At 42.8% G+C, this 23,599-nt stretch carries 26 protein-coding genes; 15 read left to right on the top strand and 11 right to left on the bottom strand.

What is annotated here, in order from left to right:
• The first annotated feature begins 70 nt into the window (after positions 1-70).
• From GLO7428_RS22120 to GLO7428_RS22095, 6 genes are all read left to right on the top strand, one after another.
• Positions 71-1,006 carry a cupin-like domain-containing protein gene (locus GLO7428_RS22120; RefSeq protein ID WP_015190813.1) on the top strand — a complete coding sequence of 312 codons (936 nt, stop codon included), beginning with the start codon at positions 71-73 and terminating at the stop codon, positions 1,004-1,006.
• A gap of 39 nt (positions 1,007-1,045) precedes the next feature.
• Complete coding sequence (locus tag GLO7428_RS22115) at positions 1,046-1,546, top strand: sterol desaturase family protein (RefSeq protein WP_015190812.1); 501 nt, start codon at positions 1,046-1,048, stop codon at positions 1,544-1,546.
• Between the two features lie 128 nt (positions 1,547-1,674).
• On the top strand, positions 1,675-1,995 hold the full coding sequence (locus GLO7428_RS22110; protein WP_015190811.1) for an Mpo1-like protein: 321 nt from the start codon (positions 1,675-1,677) through the stop codon (positions 1,993-1,995).
• Between the two features lie 30 nt (positions 1,996-2,025).
• Positions 2,026-3,420, top strand: coding sequence for an amidohydrolase family protein (locus GLO7428_RS22105; RefSeq protein WP_015190810.1), 1,395 nt, complete (start codon positions 2,026-2,028; stop codon positions 3,418-3,420).
• Between the two features lie 137 nt (positions 3,421-3,557).
• Complete coding sequence (locus GLO7428_RS22100) at positions 3,558-5,144, top strand: B12-binding domain-containing radical SAM protein (RefSeq protein WP_015190809.1); 1,587 nt, start codon at positions 3,558-3,560, stop codon at positions 5,142-5,144.
• Between the two features lie 154 nt (positions 5,145-5,298).
• A complete protein-coding gene (locus GLO7428_RS22095; protein ID WP_015190808.1) occupies positions 5,299-6,540 on the top strand; it encodes an FtsX-like permease family protein in 1,242 nt (413 codons plus the stop codon).
• A gap of 77 nt (positions 6,541-6,617) precedes the next feature.
• On the opposite strand, the gene GLO7428_RS22090 is transcribed toward GLO7428_RS22095, so the two are convergent.
• The 3 genes from GLO7428_RS22090 to GLO7428_RS22080 all read right to left on the bottom strand — a co-directional run bounded on the left by GLO7428_RS22090 (position 6,618) and on the right by GLO7428_RS22080 (position 8,854).
• Positions 6,618-6,917, bottom strand: coding sequence for a hypothetical protein (locus GLO7428_RS22090; protein ID WP_015190807.1), 300 nt, complete (start codon positions 6,915-6,917; stop codon positions 6,618-6,620).
• Between the two features lie 192 nt (positions 6,918-7,109).
• Positions 7,110-8,129, bottom strand: coding sequence for an SDR family oxidoreductase (locus tag GLO7428_RS22085; RefSeq protein ID WP_041919453.1), 1,020 nt, complete (start codon positions 8,127-8,129; stop codon positions 7,110-7,112).
• A gap of 185 nt (positions 8,130-8,314) precedes the next feature.
• The gene (locus GLO7428_RS22080) at positions 8,315-8,854 is read right to left on the bottom strand and encodes a rhodanese-like domain-containing protein (protein ID WP_015190805.1); all 540 of its coding nucleotides are present in this window, start codon (positions 8,852-8,854) and stop codon (positions 8,315-8,317) included.
• A 131-nt stretch (positions 8,855-8,985) separates the two neighbouring features.
• Here GLO7428_RS22080 and GLO7428_RS22075 point away from each other — a divergent pair, with 131 nt between their 5' ends.
• Positions 8,986-9,315, top strand: coding sequence for a hypothetical protein (locus GLO7428_RS22075; protein ID WP_015190804.1), 330 nt, complete (start codon positions 8,986-8,988; stop codon positions 9,313-9,315).
• Positions 9,316-9,700: 385 nt separating this feature from the next.
• Entirely contained in the window at positions 9,701-10,414 is a 714-nt protein-coding gene (locus GLO7428_RS22070; protein ID WP_015190803.1) for a methyltransferase, read from the top strand.
• Positions 10,415-10,484: 70 nt separating this feature from the next.
• On the opposite strand, the gene GLO7428_RS22065 is transcribed toward GLO7428_RS22070, so the two are convergent.
• Positions 10,485-11,573, bottom strand: a complete 1,089-nt coding sequence (locus GLO7428_RS22065) for an iron-containing redox enzyme family protein (protein WP_015190802.1) — start codon at positions 11,571-11,573, stop codon at positions 10,485-10,487.
• A 301-nt stretch (positions 11,574-11,874) separates the two neighbouring features.
• Between GLO7428_RS22065 and GLO7428_RS22060 the strand changes: the two genes are divergently transcribed.
• Positions 11,875-12,795: a TIGR01777 family oxidoreductase gene (locus tag GLO7428_RS22060; protein WP_015190801.1), complete on the top strand. Its 921-nt coding sequence runs from the start codon at positions 11,875-11,877 to the stop codon at positions 12,793-12,795.
• A gap of 18 nt (positions 12,796-12,813) precedes the next feature.
• On the opposite strand, the gene GLO7428_RS22055 is transcribed toward GLO7428_RS22060, so the two are convergent.
• The 3 genes from GLO7428_RS22055 to GLO7428_RS22045 all read right to left on the bottom strand — a co-directional run bounded on the left by GLO7428_RS22055 (position 12,814) and on the right by GLO7428_RS22045 (position 14,055).
• Entirely contained in the window at positions 12,814-13,071 is a 258-nt protein-coding gene (locus tag GLO7428_RS22055) for a hypothetical protein (protein WP_015190800.1), read from the bottom strand.
• Positions 13,072-13,140: 69 nt separating this feature from the next.
• Positions 13,141-13,560, bottom strand: coding sequence for a M48 family metallopeptidase (locus GLO7428_RS22050; protein WP_015190799.1), 420 nt, complete (start codon positions 13,558-13,560; stop codon positions 13,141-13,143).
• A gap of 138 nt (positions 13,561-13,698) precedes the next feature.
• Positions 13,699-14,055, bottom strand: a complete 357-nt coding sequence (locus tag GLO7428_RS22045) for an iron-sulfur cluster assembly accessory protein (RefSeq protein WP_015190798.1) — start codon at positions 14,053-14,055, stop codon at positions 13,699-13,701.
• A 245-nt stretch (positions 14,056-14,300) separates the two neighbouring features.
• Here GLO7428_RS22045 and GLO7428_RS22040 point away from each other — a divergent pair, with 245 nt between their 5' ends.
• From GLO7428_RS22040 to nrtS, 3 genes are all read left to right on the top strand, one after another.
• Positions 14,301-15,944, top strand: coding sequence for a hypothetical protein (locus tag GLO7428_RS22040; protein WP_015190797.1), 1,644 nt, complete (start codon positions 14,301-14,303; stop codon positions 15,942-15,944).
• A gap of 533 nt (positions 15,945-16,477) precedes the next feature.
• Entirely contained in the window at positions 16,478-16,927 is a 450-nt protein-coding gene (locus GLO7428_RS22035) for an SRPBCC family protein (RefSeq protein ID WP_015190796.1), read from the top strand.
• Positions 16,928-17,023: 96 nt separating this feature from the next.
• Positions 17,024-17,254 (top strand): nitrate/nitrite transporter NrtS, encoded by a 231-nt coding sequence (nrtS, locus tag GLO7428_RS22030; protein WP_015190795.1) that lies wholly within the window; start codon positions 17,024-17,026, stop codon positions 17,252-17,254.
• A 34-nt stretch (positions 17,255-17,288) separates the two neighbouring features.
• Here nrtS and GLO7428_RS22025 read toward each other — a convergent pair whose 3' ends face one another.
• The 3 genes from GLO7428_RS22025 to GLO7428_RS22015 all read right to left on the bottom strand — a co-directional run bounded on the left by GLO7428_RS22025 (position 17,289) and on the right by GLO7428_RS22015 (position 19,547).
• Positions 17,289-17,528 carry a 2Fe-2S iron-sulfur cluster-binding protein gene (locus GLO7428_RS22025; RefSeq protein ID WP_015190794.1) on the bottom strand — a complete coding sequence of 80 codons (240 nt, stop codon included), beginning with the start codon at positions 17,526-17,528 and terminating at the stop codon, positions 17,289-17,291.
• Between the two features lie 6 nt (positions 17,529-17,534).
• Positions 17,535-19,022, bottom strand: coding sequence for a cobyric acid synthase CobQ (gene cobQ / locus GLO7428_RS22020; RefSeq protein WP_015190793.1), 1,488 nt, complete (start codon positions 19,020-19,022; stop codon positions 17,535-17,537).
• Positions 19,023-19,148: 126 nt separating this feature from the next.
• Positions 19,149-19,547 carry an Npun_F0494 family protein gene (locus GLO7428_RS22015; protein ID WP_015190792.1) on the bottom strand — a complete coding sequence of 133 codons (399 nt, stop codon included), beginning with the start codon at positions 19,545-19,547 and terminating at the stop codon, positions 19,149-19,151.
• Positions 19,548-20,457: 910 nt separating this feature from the next.
• Between GLO7428_RS22015 and GLO7428_RS22010 the strand changes: the two genes are divergently transcribed.
• From GLO7428_RS22010 to GLO7428_RS22005, 3 genes are all read left to right on the top strand, one after another.
• Positions 20,458-21,495 (top strand): ABC transporter substrate-binding protein, encoded by a 1,038-nt coding sequence (locus tag GLO7428_RS22010; RefSeq protein ID WP_015190791.1) that lies wholly within the window; start codon positions 20,458-20,460, stop codon positions 21,493-21,495.
• Between the two features lie 468 nt (positions 21,496-21,963).
• A complete protein-coding gene (locus tag GLO7428_RS29810) occupies positions 21,964-22,161 on the top strand; it encodes a Mo-dependent nitrogenase C-terminal domain-containing protein (RefSeq protein ID WP_071882395.1) in 198 nt (65 codons plus the stop codon).
• 85 nt (positions 22,162-22,246) lie between these two features.
• Entirely contained in the window at positions 22,247-22,525 is a 279-nt protein-coding gene (locus GLO7428_RS22005; protein WP_015190790.1) for a hypothetical protein, read from the top strand.
• Here GLO7428_RS22005 and GLO7428_RS22000 read toward each other — a convergent pair.
• On the bottom strand, positions 22,522-23,502 hold the full coding sequence (locus GLO7428_RS22000; protein ID WP_015190789.1) for a ribonuclease Z: 981 nt from the start codon (positions 23,500-23,502) through the stop codon (positions 22,522-22,524). The genes GLO7428_RS22005 and GLO7428_RS22000 overlap by 4 nt on opposite strands.
• Between the last annotated feature and the right edge of the window lie 97 nt (positions 23,503-23,599).

Below are 23,599 nucleotides of genomic sequence, written 5' to 3'. Positions count from 1 at the left end.
TAAAAAGCAACTGTAGATCAAATACAGTTTTGGCATTATAAAGTTATAAAATAATTCATGATTAGTGCAAATGCTCAAAATAGCCGATTCTATAGCAAGGATTGATGTAGCTGAGATAACACCTGATATATTTATTGAAAAGTATCAGAAAACCGGTACACCAGTTACGATCGCTGGCTTATTACCCGCGATAAATTGGAATTTAGAATATCTCTGCGAAAAGTTAGGCGATCAAACATTTTTGTTCAGAAATTACGGTAATTCTAGATATCAGCAAGATAAACGCGATTGGAAGAATATTGGTAGTGGAGTCGCTTTGCAAAGTATGCAGTTTACCGAGTATGCCGAATTGTTACGCGATCGCACTGCGCACGAAAACGACATTTATTTAGGTAAATGCTCTATAAAAGATACTATTCTCGCACAAACACCTGCATTACAAATTATTGGCAGTCAACTTGGTTTAACTAAGCCCGCGACGGATTTCAATTTGTATATGGGACCTGGCGGACATTCATCAGGTTTACATTACGACTCAGTGGACGGTACACTAATGCAAATGTATGGTGAGAAAAGAGTTGTGTTGTTTCCTCCTTCTCAGACATATAATCTCTATCCGTTCCCCGTTTATCGTCATATACGCTACGGTTTGAAATTACGTTCTTGGTTCAGCCGCGTATCACTCGCCCAACCAGATTTAATATCCTTTCCGCGATTTAAGATGGCGCTGCAACATAGATATGAAGTCATTCTCAAGCAAGGCGAAACACTCTTTATTCCTATGGGGTGGTGGCATGAAGTGACAGCATTAGGCGACGATATGGTGTGTTCAGTGAATCGATTCTGGCGCGTCTATCCGACGTCAAGAGTCGTACAGTCTTGGAATCGATGGCGTGCAGTTTGCGGACATATTTGTGCATTACCACATATCGGTATGAGTCTTGCGATCGCACTTTCTGGCAGTAACAGAAAACAAAAACTCAGTAAAATTCTTCATAGATTATAAAGCTCGCTGGAGTTCGTCTCGTGTGAGGAATCGAAACCTATGAACGCGTTAACTATTTCTATCGCAGTTGTTTGTTTTATTGCAGCGTTCGTCCTAGCAAGTTTGGTAGAATACTGGTTGCATCGGTTGATGCACGTTTCGCAGCAAATTGGCGAACGTCACCGCGATCATCACCGTCGCAATGAAGGACAAGGCGTCATCTGGGAATTTCGCGATTATGTGCGCGGTAGCTTTATTGTAATGATTGCTGTATTTTTCCTTTCTTTAGAAGCCGGAATTGGTTGGTTTCTAGGAGGATTAATTTATGCTGCATTCTCAGCTTATGCACATCAACTACAGCACGAAAACCCCACAAAGTGCTTTTGGATGAAAATGCCCGTTCATTATGTCCATCATAAGTATGGTATGTGGCATCACAACTTTGGTTTAGCTGTCGATTGGTGGGATCGCGTTTTTGGAACGTACAAGCCTGTAGAATGGCTGACCGAAGAGGAATTATCGCAACCAAAACGCGGTTACTTACAGTTGCGGTGGTGGTAGGTGCGTAACTAATTCGTTCAATTCTCAAGATCAATAAAGAATTTGTTATTTTTGTAGGCTGTAGAGACTTGTAGTGCTATTGTTCCTACAACACATTGGCAATTTTCTTCGAGATAGGGGCATACGCTGTGAAATACTTCCAAGAGGCAAAAGCCCACTTTGTTGCAAGCCACCAGCACCCGATTAATCAGTTTCTCCATCATTTAACGAATATTGTCGCGATCGCCGCCGTTGTCTTTTTGTTTTACGATTGGCGACTCACCATCGTCTGCTTAGTTTTCACCCAAGTTTTTGCTTTGGGCGGTCATGCTTTTTTTGAGAAAAATGAACCTGCATTTGTCAAGTACCCAGGGATAACAATTTTAGCTTCAATGCAGTGGTCATTCGAGAATTGGTTCGGCGTGCGCCAAGTTGTACAGCACTTTCAGCAAAAAGCTCTGAGCGATTAGTAAAAAAACTATTGACTTAAAGGATAATTCATGTATCAAGGTTTACCTGTTATTGATGCAGACGCTCATAAGCTCGAAAATCCATTGGTAATGCGCGATTATATTGAGCCAGAGTATCGCGATCGCATTGGTTTGGTGATTGATAGCTTAGGCGATCAACGCGCCAGAATTGTTGACTTTAACCCTGTAACCGGAAAAAACGACTTGATGCGAATGTTTCCCCAACCACAGGGGATGGGTAAAGGCGGTTTTCGCAATTTGCATCCGGAAACAACTTTAGGCGCAATGTTCAATCGCATCCGCATCGAACACATGGATCGCGAAGGCATTGACGTTCATGTCATTTACGGGACATTAAATTTAATATTTTCGAGCATTATTGATAAAGACTTGGCGATCGCGCTGTGCCGTGCCTATAACACCTACATGGCGGATGACTGTCGCGGCTACGATAACCGATTGAAACCTATTGGCGTGATTCCGCTACAAGATGTTGATGCCGCAGTTGCAGAGATGCATCGTTGTGTGAATGAACTAGGGATGATTAGCGTCGCGGTTGCGCCAAATATGCCAATTCCGCACCCCAAAGCACCCGAAGCTTTCCCCGAAATCCGCAGTTGCAAAACAATTAGCCATCCAGACTTTCGCCCGATTCTGCAAGCCGCAGTTGATTTAAATATTGGCTTGGGAATTCACGGCGGACCTGGTTCCTACATGGTAGGCGGCATTTCAGATTATACTGAAACTTTTGTCCTCACGCATATTTTCGTACAACGCAACCAACAACAGTTAGCATTAGCGCGGATGGTCTTTGATGGTGCATTCGAGCAATTTCCTACGCTACGCGTTGGGTTTCTAGAAGGTGGTTGCGGTTGGGTTCCCGATTTAGCCCATGCATTCCACGAACATTGGGAAAAGCGCATTCGTGACTTTGATCCGAAACATCCTTATCGCCCATCACTGATGGAATTTACCAAGTTGATGATTCAAGAACGCGGAACGCACAATAACGTTAACTTGATTAGTCAAGCGAAAAACCTGTTCGATTTATTGTGGAACAAGCAACACGATCCCACGAAGATTGAAGATGTAAGTTTGTACGAACATTACGATTTACGCCACCGCGATCCCTTAGAATACTTTGAGCGCGGACAAATTTTCACTTCGTTTGAATCCGACGATCCTGGTCCTGCATATCTACACATTGCGATGGGTGAAACTGGCAAACACCTTGCGTGCTTCTCCGGCGATTATGGTCATTGGGATGGCGTTTTACAAAACTGCGTCCACGATGCGGCGACAGTAGCCGATTACGATCGCGAACACTTAGGCTTACTGCTAGGTGGAAACGCCTTGGCATTATACGGCGATCGCCTGCGCCAATCATTACCAAATCATCTCCTCACACAAACCGCACTACCCTAAAAAATGCAGTACGGGCAAGGCATTGCCTTGCCCCTGCATCCCTGCACCCCTGCATCCCTGCACCCCTGCACCCCTGCACCCCTGCACCCCTGCATCCCTGCATCCCTGCACCCCTGCACCCCCATACCCCTAAACGAATGCGTGTACTACTTTTATATCCACTTTTCCCTAAATCTTTCTGGTCATTCGATCGCGCACTAGAATTGATTGGGCGTAAGGTCTCCCTACCCCCATTGGGGATGATTACCGTAGCAGCTATTTTGCCTCAAACGTGGGAATTTCGCCTCGTAGATCGGAATGTACGCGAAGAAACCGAAGCAGATTGGGCTTGGGCAGATTTAGTGATTATTTCTGGAATGATTGTCCAAAAACCTGATATGCTTCATCTGATTCGCGAGGCAAAGCGACGGGGTAAATTGGTAGCGGTGGGTGGTCCTTATGTGACTTCTGTACCAGACGCAGCGCAGGAAGCGGGGGCAGATTTTCTCGTTTTAGACGAAGGCGAAATTACTCTACCACTTCTGGTTGCGGCACTTGAACAGGGTGAAACGTCAGGAATTTTCACTGCCAAAGGCGATAAACCTGATGTGACTATTACGCCAATTCCAAGGTTCGATCTCCTCGATCTCAACGCATATAACGAGATGTCTGTGCAATTTTCGCGGGGCTGTCCTTTTCAGTGCGAATTCTGCGACATTATTGTACTGTATGGACGTAAACCTCGGACTAAAACACCAGCACAGCTGATCGCCGAGTTACAGACACTTTACGATCTAGGTTGGCGGCGTTCGGTTTTTATGGTCGATGACAATTTTATTGGTAACAAGCGGAATGTCAAGCTGTTGCTACGCGAACTTGGTCCTTGGATGGCAGAACATCAGTATCCATTTCGCCTCGCAACTGAAGCATCAGTAGACTTAGCCCAAGACGATGAATTATTGGCGTTGATGGTTGCGGCGAACTTTACAGCGGTATTTTTGGGAATAGAAACGCCGGATACGGATAGTCTGGCGCTAACCCACAAGTTTCAAAATACACGCAATTCGCTGATCGAGTCAGTGCAGAAAATTAACTCTGCCGGCTTAAGTGTCATGGCAGGTTTCATTTTAGGATTTGATGATGAAAAACCTGGCGCAGGCGATCGCATTATCAATTTTGTCGAAGCAACCGCAATTCCTAAAGCAATGTTTGGGCTATTACAAGCCTTGCCAAATACTGCACTATGGCAACGACTACACAAAGAAGGACGACTTTTAGAGGCAAAGCAAGAAACCGAAGGTCATCAGATGACTCTCACTAACTTTGTACCTACGCGCCCTTTACCAGAGTTAGCCCGCGAGTATGTCAGTTGTTTCTGGGAACTGTATGAACCGCGTCGCTATCTATCAAGAGTGTACCGTCACTTTATGGCAATGAAGCCAGCCCCGCATAAAGCACCGTTTCGGATGTTGGAACCTATAGAGATGCGCGCTGTATTGATTATCTGCTGGCGACAGGGTTTTAAACGTAATACTCGATTTCAGTTTTGGAAACAACTGTTTAGCATAATGCGTCACAATCCTGGCGTTTTTGTTCCTTATTTGAGTAACTGCGCATTAATTGAACACTTTATTCAATATCGGCAAATCGTTCGCGACGAAATTGAAGCACAATTAGCTACGTTGTTAGAAGAAGAATCAAGGGAAGATATGGCAGAGAAAACCTATGCTGTATCGCCAAAATAAGTTGCGGCTTGACAAACAAAGTCCACCTTCGTGGACTAACACTGTTACGTTTTAAAGTTTGTTTAATTTCCTTAATTACAAATTCGTAGCTGATACTCTCTCACTATATCAGTAGAACTGTTCTTCCCTGACCTCTGACCCCTACAATATCTTCATGGTTTCAGTTGCTCGCAAAAATCTACTAGAAGATCTGCCACGCTTTCTTGTAGCCCAAGCGGGAATCATGTTTGCTGTGAGTTTAGTGACGATTCAAACAGGGATTTTTAATGGGTTTACGCGCTCGACAACACAAATTATTGAACACTCGCAAGCAGACATCTGGGTAACTTCTGAGAGTATTGTACATCTGGAATTATCTTTACCAATCCCTGCCAGCACAGTTAATGACGCGCAAAAAATTGCTGGTGTCGCCAGCGCTGAACCTTTACTCCTTAGAGGTGCAATTTGGCGCAACTCGTTGCGCGAGATTGTCTTAGTGCGAATTATTGGCTTTGATTCGAGTGGGCAATTGTTCGTGCCCAAAAATATCACTCAAGGAAGCGTTAGTGCTTTAGCGCAACCTTACACGGTGATGGTAGATGGCACAAATCTCACAACATTAAATGTAAGTAATGTTGGGGAAGTCGAGGAGATAGCAACTTTGCCAGCACAAGTTGTGGGTTTAACGCAGGGAAATCGCTCAATTATCTCTAATCCTTTCGTATTTACTTCGTTAGCGAATGCCAACGCTTATGCGAATTCGGGTCAAAGTGCAACTTTATCGTGCAAATTACAAGCAGGTTCATCAGATATTCAATGTACTAATGTATATACACCGCCCGATCCTGAGACAACTGCTACACCGAAACCTTTAGCCGCCTCCGACTTAATTACCCATGTCTTGATTCAGGCACAGCCAGGGGAAGATCTACAAGCACTCAAGCAAAGAATAGAAACCGCACTACCCAATACCCGCGCTTTTACGCAAGCCGAACTCATCCGACACAATCAACAGTTTTGGCAGCAGCGCACAGGAATCGGATTTATTTTGGGACTTAGCACGGTTGTGGGTGTGATTGTTGGAGTTGTCGTTGTCGGACAAATTCTTTATTCTTCAGTCACAGACCATTTAAAAGAATTTGGGACGCTTAAGGCAATGGGTGCTTCTGACTGGAAAATTTATGGTGTGATTGTCGAACAATCTTTGTGGATGGCGATTTTAGGGTATGTGCCAAGTATGATTTTGTGCTACGGCGTAGGAGCTTGGACAATGGCAACGCAAGGAATTATGATTTTGATTACACCTGTCAGTGCGATCGCTGTTCTTGGTGTCACTGTATTGATGTGCGTTGGTTCTGCTGCATTTGCCATCCAAAAAGTAACTCGCGTCGATCCGGCGATCGTCTTCAAGGCATGATGAATGTGATTATGTAACTAGTGACTAGCAAGGATTAAATAAGATAACTAACAACTAGCCACTAGCCTCTCAAAATACTACTTTTCGTCTTCGTAATACATCGGTGGCTCAACTGCAAAGTTGTCTAGCCTACCTGACTCATCGACAACATAGCCATCGGTAGTCGGTAATCCTGTTCCTTCTTCCTGTTCTGCCAATGCTTCAACTTGATGGACACTTTCTTCTGTGTCTGTGTTAGATGGGATGACAGCATCTGGAGGATTTACGTCAATGGTTTGTGCCATTTGTACGCCGTAGTGATTGTCTCCTGGTGCGCCTCTCCCTGGTTCAGCTTCACGCGGATCTTCCGGCAATACTTGCTCTTGTTCGTTACTCATAATAGTTTACTCTCTGCTTTAAACTTGAGAAATCAGTAGTTAGATGCTCAATTTCTTTGAAAATAGCCCACTATGTATCAGGCGTATCTCCTTCGTAGGGATTAAATTAGCATAGATTTAATCGCTAGCTTGGCGATTTTAGTCGCGGCTTAACAGACTAAGTTCACCTTCGTAGATTAACGAACTTGTAGTTTATGCGTCGTTTCCAGGTAACAAGGCTTTTAAAACGGTAGCAATTCCCAATGTCGCAGCCGCTACAGCGCCCCACTTAAGTGGTGGATTTTTATCGAGCCAGTCGGTGAAACTTGGTATCGTAAGATTGCTGAAGTCTCCCTCTACTCGGTCGTAGCCTTCAATCGGTTCAAATACGTTGTGTGGTGCATCTTCTGATTTTGGTTCGTTGGTTCGTTGTCCAGGAAAACCGATGATCAGCAACAATGCGTCAAATAGTTGTGGCGAAACTTTCTGTAACAGATCGACGACCTTGCCGACATCTCCTACGATAAAATCGCGTGTCGGATGTTCAGCAGCATACAAAATAGCATCCGCAACTAAGCTAGGCTGATAGTATGGCGGTACTCCTGTCGGTTTTACACCTAATTTCGTGCGAACTTTATTGTAGTAAGGTGTATTAATTACTGAAGGCATAATGTTTGTTACGCTAATGGGAATGCCTTCGTGCATCAATTCGACACGCAGAGATTCTAAAAGTCCTTCTACACCGTGTTTTGAGGCAGAATAAGGGCTTTGTAGTGGAATCGCGCGTCTTGCCTCTACTGAAGAAATGCTAATGAATGCGCCACGTCCTTCGCGTTTAAGGTGTGGTAATGCAGCCATTGCGCCATACGCTTGCCCATTAAGGTTGACGTCAATAACGCGCTTAAATTCTTCTGGGGTGATCTTCTCGAATGGTGCGAGTACACCTGTCGCAGCTGCATGAACCCAGGTGTCTATTCTACCGTAAACTTGTACGGTTTTGTCTGCGATCGCTTTTACCTGCTCAAAATCACTTACATCCGCAATAACATAGATCGCGTCGCCGCCCATACGTTGAATTTCTTCGACAAGCGATCGCAATCCTGATTCACTTCTTGCTGCAACGACGACCTTCGCCCCACGCTTGGCGAATTGTAAAGCTGTCTCTCTACCAATTCCACTCGAAGCGCCGACAATCGCAACAACTTGTTGATTTATTGGTTTAAGCTGAGTCACTTTTACTCCTAAAGTTTTTTGCACCCTCATCGCTTTCCTAAGCCAGAAAGCTTTATGAACTTTTATTAATTAACTTAGAAAAATTTTAAGGAACTAGACATCAGCCATAAGGTTGACAAATAGAATAGTATATGCGAAAAGAAAAATAGTGTCTGCGACAACAGACAGAGCGTAGAATCAATACGTTATTTCTCAGTTGTAAGTTTTGCGCGATACTTGGGTTTGAGAAGTTGTCCCCAACGGCGATCGTAGGGATGAACTTGCGTTGTCACATTGTCATCTTGAAAGACGGGACGCCCTTCATTAACCCATTGAAAGATACTACCCTCCAGGTTGTATACGTGCGTGTAACCAGCCTCAGTTAACTTGGTCGCGACTTTTGCGCTACGATAGCCTACTGAGCAATAAACGACAATCGGTGTCTCTAGCGATTGAGGTAAAGCTGATAAATCAGGTTGCTGGGGATCAATGTGTCGCGCTTGTTGCAGATGACTAAGTTCATATTCTGCGGCATTGCGGGCGTCAAGTAAAATAGGCTGTGGCTGTTGAGATTTATGCCATTGTGCTAATTCTTGGGTTGTTAATGATTGAACTGTAGGATAGTTACGCCTAATCAGACGTTTCAAAATCGCAAAAGCAAGCGATCGCCAATTCAACAACCCGACAACTCCCAAAAACATGACTATTAAGCCCCAAATAATCTTGTTATCCAACTCAATCGTCATTACCGCCAGTCATAATGTGCGATCGCACTGCATTGAGATTATTACGAAAAGTTTAATATTAGGCGAGTGAATGGTTCATACAATAAAGATTAATGTTAGGATTTGGCAACTTAGATCGTCTAGGTAACTGAATGTTTGTCAACACTCTTGCAGAACTTTCACGTACTCACTGCATTGCTCTATGTGCAGTTTTAGTTCCTGCTAACTTAATTGCTACCTCACTGACAATGCTGCTAACTGTACTACGGCGTCCTATATCTCAGGTATGGCAATCAGCCGGAATTGCTAGTATCTTTGCGGTGTTGATGTTACTGCACGTCTGGACTTGGTTTATGGTGGGAGTTGTTATGCCTCCAACATACATCTTGCTATGCTTAGCAAGCACTTGTTTATTAACTAATCTTGGCTCAATTATTGTTGCAAGACGCCTTGCAGTAAAGCAGCCTGTAGCAGCACAATAATTTTTGCTTGGCGATGGATGCGATCGCTACTAGTTCAAGATAACTTCCTCAATGACAAAAGTTATTTTGAGCTAGCTTCCACTAAACTTTTAATGAATATCATCTCCTATTCAAGTAGTTACATTAAACATTAGCTATAACTACTTGCTAATTCTTAATTTTTAGCTAGCAATGGTAATTAAAAGATGAAACCATTTATGGAATAAGATAACTTCCAAAAAACTATTACTAATTACCCATTACCAAATTAACAATATATTTTTTTTCAATGTAGTATGTACTACTTTTAGTTTAAATACTTAGGCTTTTTGGTATAGAACTAGCGATAGATGAATAAAGAAAAGCTTAAAGATTAATTTCAGTATATAAGTTTACTGAAATTTCTATGCTCACTTCACCCCAGCCGCTCAAAGATATTTTCTTTTGCCCAGAAGAGTCTGATTTTTATGCATTTTGTATAGAATCACTAGTATTAAATCGTTGTTCTGCTTCAAAAGCAATCATTGAATTTGGCTCTGGTGATGGTAGTCCAGTTATTAAATCACTGCTGCGAACAAGATTTCCTGGTGTAATACATGGATTTGAAATCAATCATTTGGCTTACGAAGCCGCCCAATCTAAAATCGAAGCCTTTGGCTTGACAAGTCATTATATAATACATAATGCCTCATTTTTTGAGGCAGCACATCAAGCCGAGTATTTAATCTCAAATCCTCCGTACCTTCCAGCCAAGGATAATAAAATCTATCAACCATTTCTGCATGGAGGAATTGATGGAATTACGATTACACAAAAGCTTTTATCTTTGGCTTATGAAAATGTACTCGTCATGATTTCCAGTTACTCTAATCCCGAAAGCCTCATAGATTATGCAATAACAAAAGGGTATGGTACTGCTGATTTTATCGTTTCACCCTTAAAGTTTGGTTATTACAGTTCCGATCCTAAAGTTCAACAAAGAATTACCGAGTTGAGGAAAAATAATCAGGCTTTTTATTCAGATAATATTTATATGTTAGCAGGTGTTTTATTTACAAAGCAGCACAAATTGACATCTGATTTATCGAAAGAATTAGTTCAAGTGATGACAGCCTTATAAATCTTCCTGCTATTGAATTAGCGAGCAAAATACGTCCCCCAATTATTGCTAATGAGGGACGTAAGTTTGTTTATTGGACTGCCAAGCGATCCGCTTCTTTTGCCGATCGCACGATCGCAACTCCGGCGCGATCGCCCATAAGTTTTTCTTGGTCGTATCCGAGTAAAAGTTCCCAAGCTTGCTCAGGATACTTATCCGCTAAAGGTAAAGCAACATCATCCAACATCCAGCGTCCGTGACGTTCGTCTTCGCGAATGTGTAACTCCCAATAACCCATTGCAGCTTGTGATAAGCCCAAGCGTTGCGCGGCGGTAAGATAGTTACGATAAGCCGCAGGTCCTGCTACCTCGAAATACGTTAATCCGCCGTTGTAGCGCAGGAAATAACGCTTGCATTCAGTTACTAAAAAGTTGTGGTTAGCGCAAGCTAGCACTTCCCAAGGAACTAAATCAAAATAGGCTTCGGGTTCGGTGTTCATACCAAACTCGGATAGCATTTGAGCAAAATACGTCGAGTGCTTGCGCGATAAGCGACCGTTGCCATATTCTTCGATTAATACTCTAGTGAGTGTTGCTTGGACTTCATTCGCTGCACCACCCAAAATTCTTGACAGGCGGCTTCCTTCGACTAAACCATCAAAAGAACCAATCGCGAGTATCCGGCGATATCCAGCTTCAGTTGTTTGTTCGCGGATGTAACGGCTATCCTCAGACAGTGGGGGATCGAGGTCACGCGCGCCACGTTCAATTAGCCCTTGCTTCACATCTTCTTGTTGCAGTGCAGCGACATCAATTTGGGCGAGTTCCCATGCTTGCCAAGGTGCTTCGATGCGATCGCGGACACTACGTAAGTAAGCTGAACGCTCGTTCGTATAGTGCCGCAAATCGTCATACCAAAATAACTTGAGGCGGTTAATGCGATACAGCACGCGCTGTAAAAAGCGATGGGCGGCTGCATCATGAGAATCGGTGTGATAGGCGTCTTGGATAGCGCGATCGAGCGATGCTTCAAATTGACTGGCAAGTTCGGGTTGAGAAGCCAGTTTTTCGTCTAAATCTATCATGTCGAGCAGTTGTGTCAATTGCTGCTCGGCGTCAGTGTATACGGTTTGGTTGGTTTGTGTAATCATCGCCGTACGCGGTAATGCTTCGGATAACATTGAACAAGTACTTACAATTGTCTGTAATCATCGCATCGCAATACTCCACTCTAGAGGTAGATCATTGAACATACAAGAAAGATGCTAAATTCGCTCTGGAGCAGTTGAGATAACTAAGAAATGCACAAGTGTGAGGGCAAGAGGTTTAGTCTTCTGCTGAGGTACGAGACTTCTGGGCGATGGAAAAAGCCAAGGATGACAAATCCTCAAGTAGCGGAACTTCAGTGGATCTGTTCCTATGTGAAGATTCCATAAAAGCCTTATATCTTCTGCTTTCTTCAAACCAGTGAGTGTAATTTAAATGAAAGTAGCAATTACAGGAGCCACAGGATTTGTCGGTAGTCGCTTGGTAGAACGCCTCCACGCGCAAGACGATCAAGTACTCATTTTTACCCGTAATTCCACAAGCGCGCAGCGAGTTTTTCCCAAGGAAGTTTACCCGAATGTCGAAATAGTCGCTTATAGCCCTACAGAATCAGGCACTTGGCAAAACGCGATCGCTGGTTGCGATGCAGTGGTCAATCTTGCAGGAGAATCGATCGCCGAAGGACGGTGGACACCTCAACGCAAGCAGGAAATCCTTCAAAGTCGCCAACTTGTTACGCAAAAACTTGTCGAAGCGATCGCTAAAGCAAATCCTAAACCCGAAGTTTTAGTTAATGCTTCTGCCATTGGTTACTATGGCACGAGTGAAACGGAAACTTTTGATGAAGCAAGTTCATCAGGTAATGATTTCCTTGCCGAAGTTTGTCGTGCTTGGGAAGCCGAAGCACAGAAAGTCTTAGATTATGGAGTCCGCCTAGTTATTTTAAGATTTGGTATTGTTTTAGGCATGGGCGGTGCGATCGCGCGGATGGTGACTCCCTTTAAGCTTTTTGCTGGCGGTCCAATCGGTAGCGGTCGTCAGTGGTTTTCCTGGATTCACCGCGACGACGTGGTAAGTTTAATTATTGCCGCAATTCAACGCGAAGACATTCAAGGCGTCCTCAACGCCACTGCGCCTAATCCTGTACGGATGGCAGAATTTTGTCAAACGATGGGAGAAGTGATGAATCGTCCTTCTTGGCTACCAGTACCAGGTTTTGCGATCGAAGCGCTTTTAGGAGATGGTGCAATTGTTGTGCTAGAAGGGCAGAAAGTCTTACCGCAACGCGCACAAGCCTATAATTTCGAGTTTCAGTATCCGAATGTTAAACAAGCGTTAGCAGATATTTTGTCATGAAGCTGAGCGTAATGCTGGTTAACTTTTGGGCTGTTGTCGTAGATTTAACCGCTTGAATATCCAGCCGATTAATCCACTGACGATCGAACCAGCCATAAGGACGCCAATCGCAGGTGTAAATACTGGCTGCCATAGTTTGTACCAAAGATCTAAACCAAGCGGAATATTAAGCGTATGACCAATCACGGCGATCGCTAGCCAAAAAAAGCTAAGTAAAACAAGAAAAAAATCTGCAACTAAGGCAGTATTTAACCAGTTGAGTAGTTTCTCTTTCATTTATTTAGAAATCATCGCACCTTTTTAAGCTTGTGGCTAGACAAAACATCTAGCCTATAGCCTCTGGCTTTAATTAAACAACCAGCTTTGTACTCGCTGAAGACTTTTCCAGTCAGGTTTGCGCGTTAAACCATCGTTAATGCTTTGTTTGATTTCATCGCGCATTTCTGAGTCGATCATCATCAATTGCATCGCATGATCGACGTGTTCGCGTACTCCTTTTTGACCTGTTTCTAGCATGGCAACTGCCAGATTAACTCTGGCTTGAGGGTCATGAGGATGTAGTTTCACGGCTTTTTGTGCGGCTTTGTACGCCGAGTTAGGTTTATCATTAAGTAGATAAATCCACGCAAGACACGTCCACGCGGCACTGCTTTTAGGCGCGCGATCGCAAAGGTCTTGAAAAACAGAAATTAAATTTGCTGGATCTTCACCAGCTTTGTAACGCTCTATAGCCGTTTCAAATAAAGAGTTAACCGTTTCTGTCATTACTAAGTAAGTGAGGGAACAACGTATCTAAAGACTGGTAATTGGTAACTGGTCATTGGTCGTTGGAAAGCATCTCTAATACCGATTACCGATTACCGATTACCTGCCCTAATGCCTGACGATATACCGACCAACGTATTAAACTCCAAACGATTTACCGCACCCACAAGTTTGGTTAGCATTGGGGTTAGTAAATTGAAATCCCCCACCAATCATCGCATCGCTATAGTCGAGCATTAAACCATAGAGGTATAACATACTTTTGCGATCGCAAACAATTTTGAAGCCATCGTAATCATAGACTTCATCATCGCTACGAATTTTGCTGGGGTCTTCAAAATCCATCAGATAAGACATTCCCGAACAGCCGCCTTGGCGAACACCAACGCGCAAGCACAGATCTTTTTGTTGTCTGTCGCGAAGGAATAGTACTTGGCGTAAAGCTGCTTCACTGAGTAGAATACCGCGTTGTTGCGAGGGAACTGCTTGCACCATAAGTCGATCAAACTCCTGAGATTTTTTAGCGTAAACTGATGTCAGCTTTTTCGTTTATTTTAACGGTTTAGATACAAAGGTTTGAGGAATTATACTCTACTCCTTTAAAAGCACTCCAAAGGTTTCTATCCTAGAATTGATGGGTTAAATACAGATAAGCTTTTTGACCCGCAAGCAGGGGAGACTTGTAAAAAGGCTCTTAAGGTCGTGCTTCTCAATCGCATTGTTCTGGTTAGCTTGGTTATATGACAATGTCCTTAAATTGCTCTACCCGTCGTCGATTACAAAAATTGCACCAGACTTCTAGTGTCTGGGAAGGCGATCGGCGTCCGTTGTCAACTCACAAACAGAACTTAGAAGCACACGGCGAATGTATCTTGTGGGTAGATGGTTCGCAAGGCGTTGTGAGAGCTATGGATGTTGTTGCGGCTGAAAGTGGTCCAGAAGCTGTTGTTCGTACATTGCTGCGCGCAATGGAGCATCCCAACAGTCCAGCTAAACCTGCGCGTCCCCAAAAAATTGTTGTCAGCGATCGCGAATTACAGTTTTTCTTACGTGGCGTCCTGCAAGAACTTGAAATCGTTATCGATTACGTCCCACAATTACCGCTGATCGAGGAACTGTATCGTGGATTTCAAGACGTTGGCGATGAATATACACCCGATTTACCACCACAGTTTGCCGAACCACTCAGGAAAAAAGCCTTAGAAATTTGGCAAGCCGCGCCCTGGGAATTTCTCGAAGAACATCAGATCATCGCCATCGAGCTAAATCAAAGCGATGTTGGCACACTGTATGCCTCGGTTATGGGAATGTTGGGGATGGAGTATGGAATTTTGCTGTATCGTTCGCAAGAATCACTCCGGCGATTTCGCGCTTCGGTCTTGTCGGATGAGGAAGAATCGCCCGAACTTTTAGAAGAAGCTTTTCTGAAGCAGGATTGTTTATTTTTAACGTTTGAGCGAACAACAGACGAAGAAGATGAAGATATCGACATTATCGATTTAGCCGATTTGCCAATCGCTCAAATTCAACCATCGTTTGGCAATATTCATCCCCTCGAAGGCTTGCGCGCAGTACTTTATGAAGAAGAAGCAACTGCGGTATTTTTGGCGTTAGAAGCCCTCGCACGTTTTATTCGCAGCAAACGCCGTCAATTAAGCGCGGAGACATTTCCCGCTTTGAGCGATCGCTATCGAATTGCTTTACCGATAAAAGACCAAAACCGCAAAACTCTACAAATTGATGTCACTGTCAACACTATGCCAGAGTTAGCCGCAGAACTAGAAGAAATGGCAGGTTTTGGCGATGAAGCAGAATTTACCGACGTCGAAGACTTACCAAGCTTAGGGGCGCTTAGAGATGACTTAATTCCAGAGGAATCGTTTCTGAGTCTTGGCGTTGTGTCATGGGATATGGTTGAGCATCTGCGCGCATCTGTGACGCATTTGACCCAATCCGAAGAAATGTCCTCAAGCGGTGATGGATTACCAGTTATTCTCATTCAAACTTCGCGTCCTAAAGCTAAAAATTTAATTGAGACAATTCAAGCAACTGGTGGAATCAAAGGTATCGGGTTTAATCCTGGTACGGATATATTTGGTGGTGATCGCTACGACTTAGGTATTCTGCAAACCGAAAACGGCGAGTTATTTCTTTTTGGTGAGTTTTTAGACGACGATCCCGTTCACATCGCGGCGCGCAAAAAGTGGGACGAACGCTGTAAAAAAACCAAAGGCTACTGTGGTTTAATCATTGCGCGTGGTTTAATGGGTGCTTCGCGCGGACAGCCGCAATTACGCGACATGATGGCATTATTTGAAGCGCGATCGCTTTCACCGCAGGATTTTGGCATTGGTACGCTGCAATTGATGCCGCAATTTGAGTAAGGTAATTTGCACAACAAAGGCAGAACGTAGATTACGGGGAAGAGGGATTATCAAGATGACAACATGACTCATTCAAACGAAAAGCGTTCCTCTGAAAGTCAACTTTCCGCTGCAATTGTCCTAGATGAACTCAGCGCAGTTTTATGGCAATTCTATAAAAAGCCTTACTGCAACTCGATGCCGATTTAATTATAGTGACATGGTATAATATTTCTTCCCCTTCAGATTAAAATACGTAAAGCAAATGTGAGTAGGATAGACTGAATGCGCGTTGCGATCGTCAAAGCGGGGTTAGCTAGGTCAGTAATCGCCGTAGATTTGGTGAATAAACCGATATCATCCACCCTAAAAAACCTCTATAGAAAACTTTTGTCTCGCAGGTAGTTACATCCAGGAAGACTATCTCGATAGTATGGAAGGCGCTACTCTTGCGAGATGCGGTGCTGCTAAGGCAAGTTTGGACAAAATAGCCGTTAGTCCCCAACCTTCAAAGGTTGGTAGTTAAACCACAGCAAACACAAAGGAACATATCAATGCCAGATTGGTTAGAGCATAGCGTACAGGTCGAGGTAGAAGCACCAATTGACCTCGTGTGGAGTTTGTGGTCTGATCTTGAGCAGATGCCTCAGTGGATGAAATGGATTTCATCAGTAAAGATTTTAGAAGATAATCCCGAACTCTCGCGGTGGAAACTTAATACTGGGGGGCTAGAATTCACTTGGTTATCGCGAATCCTGAAAATGGTACCGCAGCAAATTATTCAATGGGAATCGGTGGATGGATTGCCTAACCGTGGTGCGATTCGCTTTTACGATCGCCACAATAGCAGTATTGTGAAACTTTCTGTTTCCTACGCGATTCCTGGAATTCTAGGTAGAATTATGGATAATCTTTTCCTCGGTCGTGCGGTTGAATCGACGATCAAAGCTGATTTAGAACGCTTCCGCGATTATGCACTCCAAGCAAAAGCCGCACAAAAATAAGCTGTTTGCTCGGTTTGGCTCGATGGTTGTAACTAACTTAACAAGCCATAAGCTTGAAAAGGCTTATACTTAGCTGTCACTGCTGAAGTTTGCTTGATGAAGTTCCTACGAGGTTATTTTCTTAGCCTTGTCAATCCTCAATTTGTGCCAATTGCGCTCAAGGTCGCAGTTGTCATTGGTTCATTGTTGTTTGCGATCAATCATGGTGCAGCTTTTGTCCAAGGACAGATGACACGCGATCGCTGGATTTCGGCAACTCTGACTTACTTAGTTCCCTACTTTGTCAATATCCACGGTCAATATATCAGTAGTTCGAGAAGACTTTAATAAGCCAGCACAAGTAGAAATCATACTTTATCAATTACCACGTCGGATCGCTAAACAGATGAATTGTTAATTCTGCGCACCCAGGCGGGACGGCGGTAATACAAGCACGGATCGTGTCTCCATCTTCTAGTTCTACTTCACAAGCGTGACACGATCCCATCAAACAGCCAGTAGGAATTGTGACCCCAGCCCGTTGCGCAACATCTAATAAAGGTTCACCAACACTAGCTGTCACCGTGACATCATCTGGTAAAAAACGTATTTGAGTTGCCATGATTCTTTAGGACGGCAAAATCTTCGTCAAGTCTAAGTTTGCCTCTACAATAGCAGCAAGCGTATTTAACATAGTTTCGCGCTGTTTGCGATAGTTAGAAACACCTGTAGGTAAAGATTTTAGACCGCGTTGTTGCCGTAAGCGATTTAACCAAGCACGTCGCCAAGCGCCATTGTCGAAAATACCGTGCAAGTACGTTCCCCAAACTGATTGATAATTATCAACCAAACCCAAACTAGGATCGTCAAATAACGCTTGGTATGTATTAGGATTAGGTGCTGTATTCGGAGTTTCCACGATACGCGATCGCCCTTGATGAATTTCGTAGCCAGCAACAGGTAAGCCTACTTGTGGAAAATTTGATACAACTTGCCGTTGTCGCGCTACTTTTTGCCCTGTAATTACCGTTTGAATTGGCAATAAACTTAATCCCTTAAATCTTCCTGCTTCGCCCTCTACGCCTTCAGGATCGGCGAGGAATTTGCCTAGCATTTGAAAGCCACCACAAATTCCTAAGACCGTACCGCCGGCTGCTGCATAGTTTTGAATTGCTTCTGCCATTCCAGTTCGCTGCAAAACTAATAAGTCTGCAATTGTCGTTTTTGAACCTGGAATAATCACCGCATCAGGATGCCCCAATTCTTGCTTTGGGCTAATGTATTTTAGCGAAACACTTGGTTCGGCTTCTAACGGGTCAAAATCGGTAAAGTTAGAAATTCGGGGTAAGCGGATAACGGCAATCTCAAGTTCTCCTTGATTACTGTGTTTGCGTTCGAGTAAGTCTAAAGAGTCTTCAGCCGGAAAGACATCTTCAATCCAGGGAATAACACCTAATACAGGAATCCCCGTGCGTTCTTCCAACCATTGAAGACCTGATTCTAAAAGCGATCGCTGTCCGCGAAATTTATTGATAACGACACCGCGAATTAACGCTCTTTCCTCTGGTTCTAGTAACTCTAAAGTGCCTACCACATGAGCAAAAGCACCACCACGATCAATATCAACAACTAGCAAGGTGGGAGCATTTAAATGCTTTGCGACGCGCATATTTGTCAAATCGCGGTGTTTAAGGTTAATTTCTGCGGGACTTCCTGCACCTTCACACACCAGCAAATCAAATTCAGCCGCGAGGTGTTGTAATGACTCTGTAATTGCTTGCCATCCTATATCAAAATATTGTTCGTAGTAATCAGTCGCGCTCACTTTGCCTACAGCTTTACCTTTGAGAATGACTTGCGAGGTCATGTTACCCTGCGGCTTGAGCAGAATGGGGTTCATGTCTACTGTCGGCGTGACGCCCGCCGCCCAAGCTTGTACGGCTTGTGCATAACCAATTTCGCCCCCACTCGTGGTGACATAGGAATTTAAAGCCATATTTTGCCCTTTGAAGGGCGCAACCCGCCAGCCACGTCGCGCCAAAATGCGACAAATAGCTGCACTAAGGAGCGATTTTCCAGCGTGGGATGTGGTTCCTACCACCATAATTGCTTTCATAGGGCGCATCTAGCTTGCGAAGTTAAAAAGTGAGGTATCAAGTCGGCTGTAGTTATAGCATCAAGTCTCATTTCATATTTTTCCCTTTTCTTGCTCACTTTTAACTATTTGTAAAGCAATACTCGCTTAAAATGGCAGTCGCAGCCAGCGATTCAGCATATTTGACAGACGATCGCGACGTGTTGGATTCCACGATTCTTGAGTTTCTTCGACTAACTGCCGACCTAACGGCGTTAAACGAAAACTATCTGTAATTCCCTGTCCGTCAACTTCACGGCGCAGTACTCCAACTTGAATTAACCACATTAAAGCATTTTCTACGGCTAATTCCGATAGCGGACGCTTGGTATAGCCTTGCTGAGTGCCACTCACATTGGCGATCGCATTGGTAGAAACGCTTTGATAGCACATCGTTTCAAATAAATGTCGTTGAAACGGCGAACACGCCAGCGCTACTTTCGCGCGTTCGACTGTTTTTCTTGGATAAATAACTTTTTTAGGACTATCGGACTCGGCAATTGACATTTTGTCTTGCTCATTACACTACTTTGTTAGAAATATCGTTAACAATATTTCTTTAGGGCTAGCTATCTATTTTAAACAGTAGTTGTGATTCAACGCCGAAATCATCAATTCATCAGCGCAGGCAAGTTAGATTTGCAGTAGAAGTATAAAAAAAGCGGTCATATCAGTGCCAATCTAACCAACAGTGCGATCGCTAAAAGGTTTCAGTAAAATTGCGCATGACAAATAGTAGGAGTGTTTTTAAATTTATGTTGTAGCTAAGTTATGTAGACAATGCTACAGAACTATGATTTATTACCTGCTAATTTGCATTGTTTATCAAAGAATCAAGACAGTTATACCTGGCTTACAAGATGTCGTAACAATCAAATGGCTTCTGTGGTTTCGGTTTCAAGTATCAGGGTTATTGGAACATTAAATGCCTCATTCCAAAGCAGCCACTAGCCTAAATGAGACAAAAAAAATGTGCGATCGCTGTTGCTGACTGTCCAAAATTTTGTATGAGAAATACTAAAGCACAAAGATCTTTAGAAAAAGGAATACTGTCTTGTATTTAGCAATAAGAGAATTTACATTTTTAGAGTTGTTTTGAGAAGCTTATAAACATCCGCTTTTCTGTTACTGATGTCCCTAATAGCTAAGTTTCAGAGACTTGAGGCAACTCAAAAACTATCTTTAATATAACTAAGTTGAGTACATCTTTTAAAGCAACTACCAATTTCTGACATTAGTGTTATGAGTAGTGAGAAATTGGGAATACTGTTTTACAAGATAACTTTATTAGTCAAACAGATTATGATGTTACACGTACTTCAAATACTGCTGAAACAAGCGGCGGTTTAGAAGAGTAAATTAATTAAAGATAACGGTAATTAGATACTCGGTTTCTATAAAACTTGTAGATACAATCATGAAAATAAATAAAATCCTATCACTTATTGGTGTTTTCTTAGTCAGCTTAATAGTGACTGTTAGCTGTACTTCGACACAACCAGCCTCTAATATTACGAATACTGCTGCAACAACTACGCCAGTTCAAATGGGTTATAGTGGTTGGCCTGGCTGGTATCCTTGGGCAGTTGCAAACGAGCAAAACTTATTTGCTAAAAATAACGTTCAAGTAGACCTTAGATGGTTTGATGGCTACTTAGATTCTATGAATGCAATGAATGCAGGTCAGTTAGATGCTAATTGTCAAACTTTAGACCAAACAATTAGTTCAGTAGCGAATGGCTCTGACCAAGTTGTTGTTCTAGTTAATGATAACTCAACGGGTAACGATAAAGTAATTGTCCGTGAAGGTATTAATAGTATCGCTGACTTGAAAGGCAAAAAAGTTGCAGCAGAAGAAGGAACTGTAGATCATTTTCTATTACTTTTAGGGATGAAAGAAGCTGGAATAACTCAAGCAGACATTGAATTTTTTCCGCTAGAGACAGGTGCTGCGGCTGCCGCATTTGCAGCAGGTAGAGTTGATGCAGTAGCAGTATATGCACCTTTTACAACTAAAGCTCTAGAACGTCCTGGAAGTAAAGAATTATTTAGTTCTAAAGATTTTCCTGGAGCAATTCCAGATCATTTAGTTGTCAGTAGAAAGATGATTAATGAGCGTCCCCAAGAAGTACAAGCACTCGTCAATACCTGGTTTGATACTTTAGATTTTATGCAGAAAAATCAGGCAAAATCTCTTGAAATTATGGCTCAAAAAGCTGGCGTTTCAGTTGCAGATTATAAAGCGTATGATGCAGGTACTACACTCTTTTCTGTTGAACAAAACTTGCAAGCCTTTCAACCACGAAATGATATGCAATCCTTGCATTATGCAGCTAAAGAGATTAATAAGTTTCTTTTGGAAGCTGACTTGATTAAACGTATTCCCGACTTAAATCGTATATTTGACGATCGTTTCGTTAAAGCTTACGCTGCTTCTCACAAAGGGCGAGTGTAGTTTTTCCTTAGTGTTGCTAATCTCATTCAGTCAGTAGTTATTAATAAAATATATGGCTTACTCTAACAAGTTCACCGCTTTTAAAGGTAAGCCATAATTATTTTTTGTACAATATAATACAAGTTTGCTCAATAGCCTGGTAACTAATACCATTTCGCCAAATAAAAACTACAGATCATTTCTCCTCTGCACCTGAAGCTGCCTATTTGTAGTAAATTCAAAGTGAATCACAGTTGCATCCGGTTTGCCACTTTCAGCAATCTATCTCATATATGTGTGTAATAAAATTTGCGGTATTAGGACGTTAACGTAGCTGAAAAAGCCGTTGAAGTCAATAATTTATAAGTTTACTCTATAAAATCATGACCTTATAGTTAATTTTTAGCATATAAAAATTACATATAGTCAAGAGGTAAAGTTATGTATTATTTTCGTGTAGTGTTCATTAAATGTTAAAAGATAGCTCGATTGCTTTGTAAAATAACTACTGCAAATTGCTCATTTGAACGCAACTTTCAATTTGGGAATATTCGCGTGCGTATTCCACCTTTATGTAAACTTAACCCTTTATATAAAGAAATAGTACATCTTCGTTTCTTGTGTATATCATATTTAGCAGAAGAGTGTCGCTCGCGAAGACATATCAATTTGTTGTTATTACACTGAACTTTTTAAATAAAATCTGAATTATTCTTACCGAGATAAACCTTATGAGTAATTATCATTAAGTAGGAAATTCTCTAAGAAAAATATGCAAATCAAAGCCCAAGTGTATACAGCAAAGAATATTACGGATGCCCTACCGATTGGTACGTGGCAATATCGACTTCTTTTAGAAGACAATTCTGTACGTTTGGTGGAAGCATATAGTGAGTTAGGCTATTGCGATGCTGAGGATAATTTCTTTTGTAGAGAGCAACTTATAGAATTATTTTTTGGTTCGAGTAGTCATTTTAATTATGCTCTTGAGGAGAAGACAGAAGTTAGCAACGGCTTACGCGAAATCAAAGCGATTGATTGCGAGACTTAGTAATTAACCATTTCGTTTTGCCCAGAAGTTTTTGCCAATTCTGCTTCGCGCCGTCTAGGAACTTCATACGTCATAAAATCGTATGCCATTTGTGTGTTAGGAAAAATTGCCTGGGCTTCCTGAAGTAAATCTTTTAATTCGATGACGTTTCCTGGCGCATAGCGGGGACTAAAATGCGTCATAATCAACTGTTTAACTTGAGCCGCTAAAGCGACTTGTGCTGCCATTGTTGAGGTAGAGTGGAGGCGTTGAAAAGCAAGTTCTGCATCTTGATGCGAGAAAGTTGCTTCGTGAATGAGAACATCGGCATTTTGAGCTAGGTGGACTGCGCCATCGCAATAGATAGTATCTGTACAATAAGCAATTTTGCGTCCGATTTCTGGTAAACCGCATAGATCAGCGCCGTGAATGGTGCGTCCGTCAAGCAGTGTCACAGTTTCCCCGCGTTTGAGTTGACCGTAAATTCTGCCAGGGGGAATTGCTAGGGCTTTTGCTTTTTCGACATCAAACCTTCCTGGGCGATCTTTTTCGGCTACGCGGTAGCCAAAAGTTGTAATCCGATGTTCTAATCGTTCGCACGTGACAGTAAATTCGTTATCTTCATATACAACACCAGGTTGTACTGTATGAACTTGGATGCTGTATGCTAAATGCGTCGAAGAATACCGACCACACGCGCGCAAGTATTCGTCTAATTTAGGTGGACCATAGATATCGACTCTTTTTGTGTTGCCAGCCAATCCACAGGTTGCTAAAAGCCCCATTAATCCAAAAATGTGATCCCCGTGTAAATGGGTAATAAAGATCCGTGAAAGTTGGCTGATTTTCAGATCGCTGCGTAAAATTTGATGTTGCGTACCTTCGCCACAGTCGAACAACCACATTTCGGCTCTTTGCGGTAAACGAAGCGCCACGCTAGAAACATTACGCGATCGCGTGGGGACACCAGAACTTGTTCCTAAAAATGTAATTTGCACGAAAGTGGCAACCTATCTACAGAATTTTGCGACTTCTTTATCTATAGTGGCACGACTAGAGCAGAAAACTCGCTTGTGGGGTCGATTGCTGCAAAAA

The sequence above is a fragment of the Gloeocapsa sp. PCC 7428 genome (assembly GCF_000317555.1).
Taxonomy (GTDB): Bacteria; Cyanobacteriota; Cyanobacteriia; order Cyanobacteriales; family Chroococcidiopsidaceae; genus Chroogloeocystis.
The sequence above is the reverse complement of the archived record's forward strand: the minus strand, read 5'-3'. Positions and strand labels throughout refer to the sequence as shown.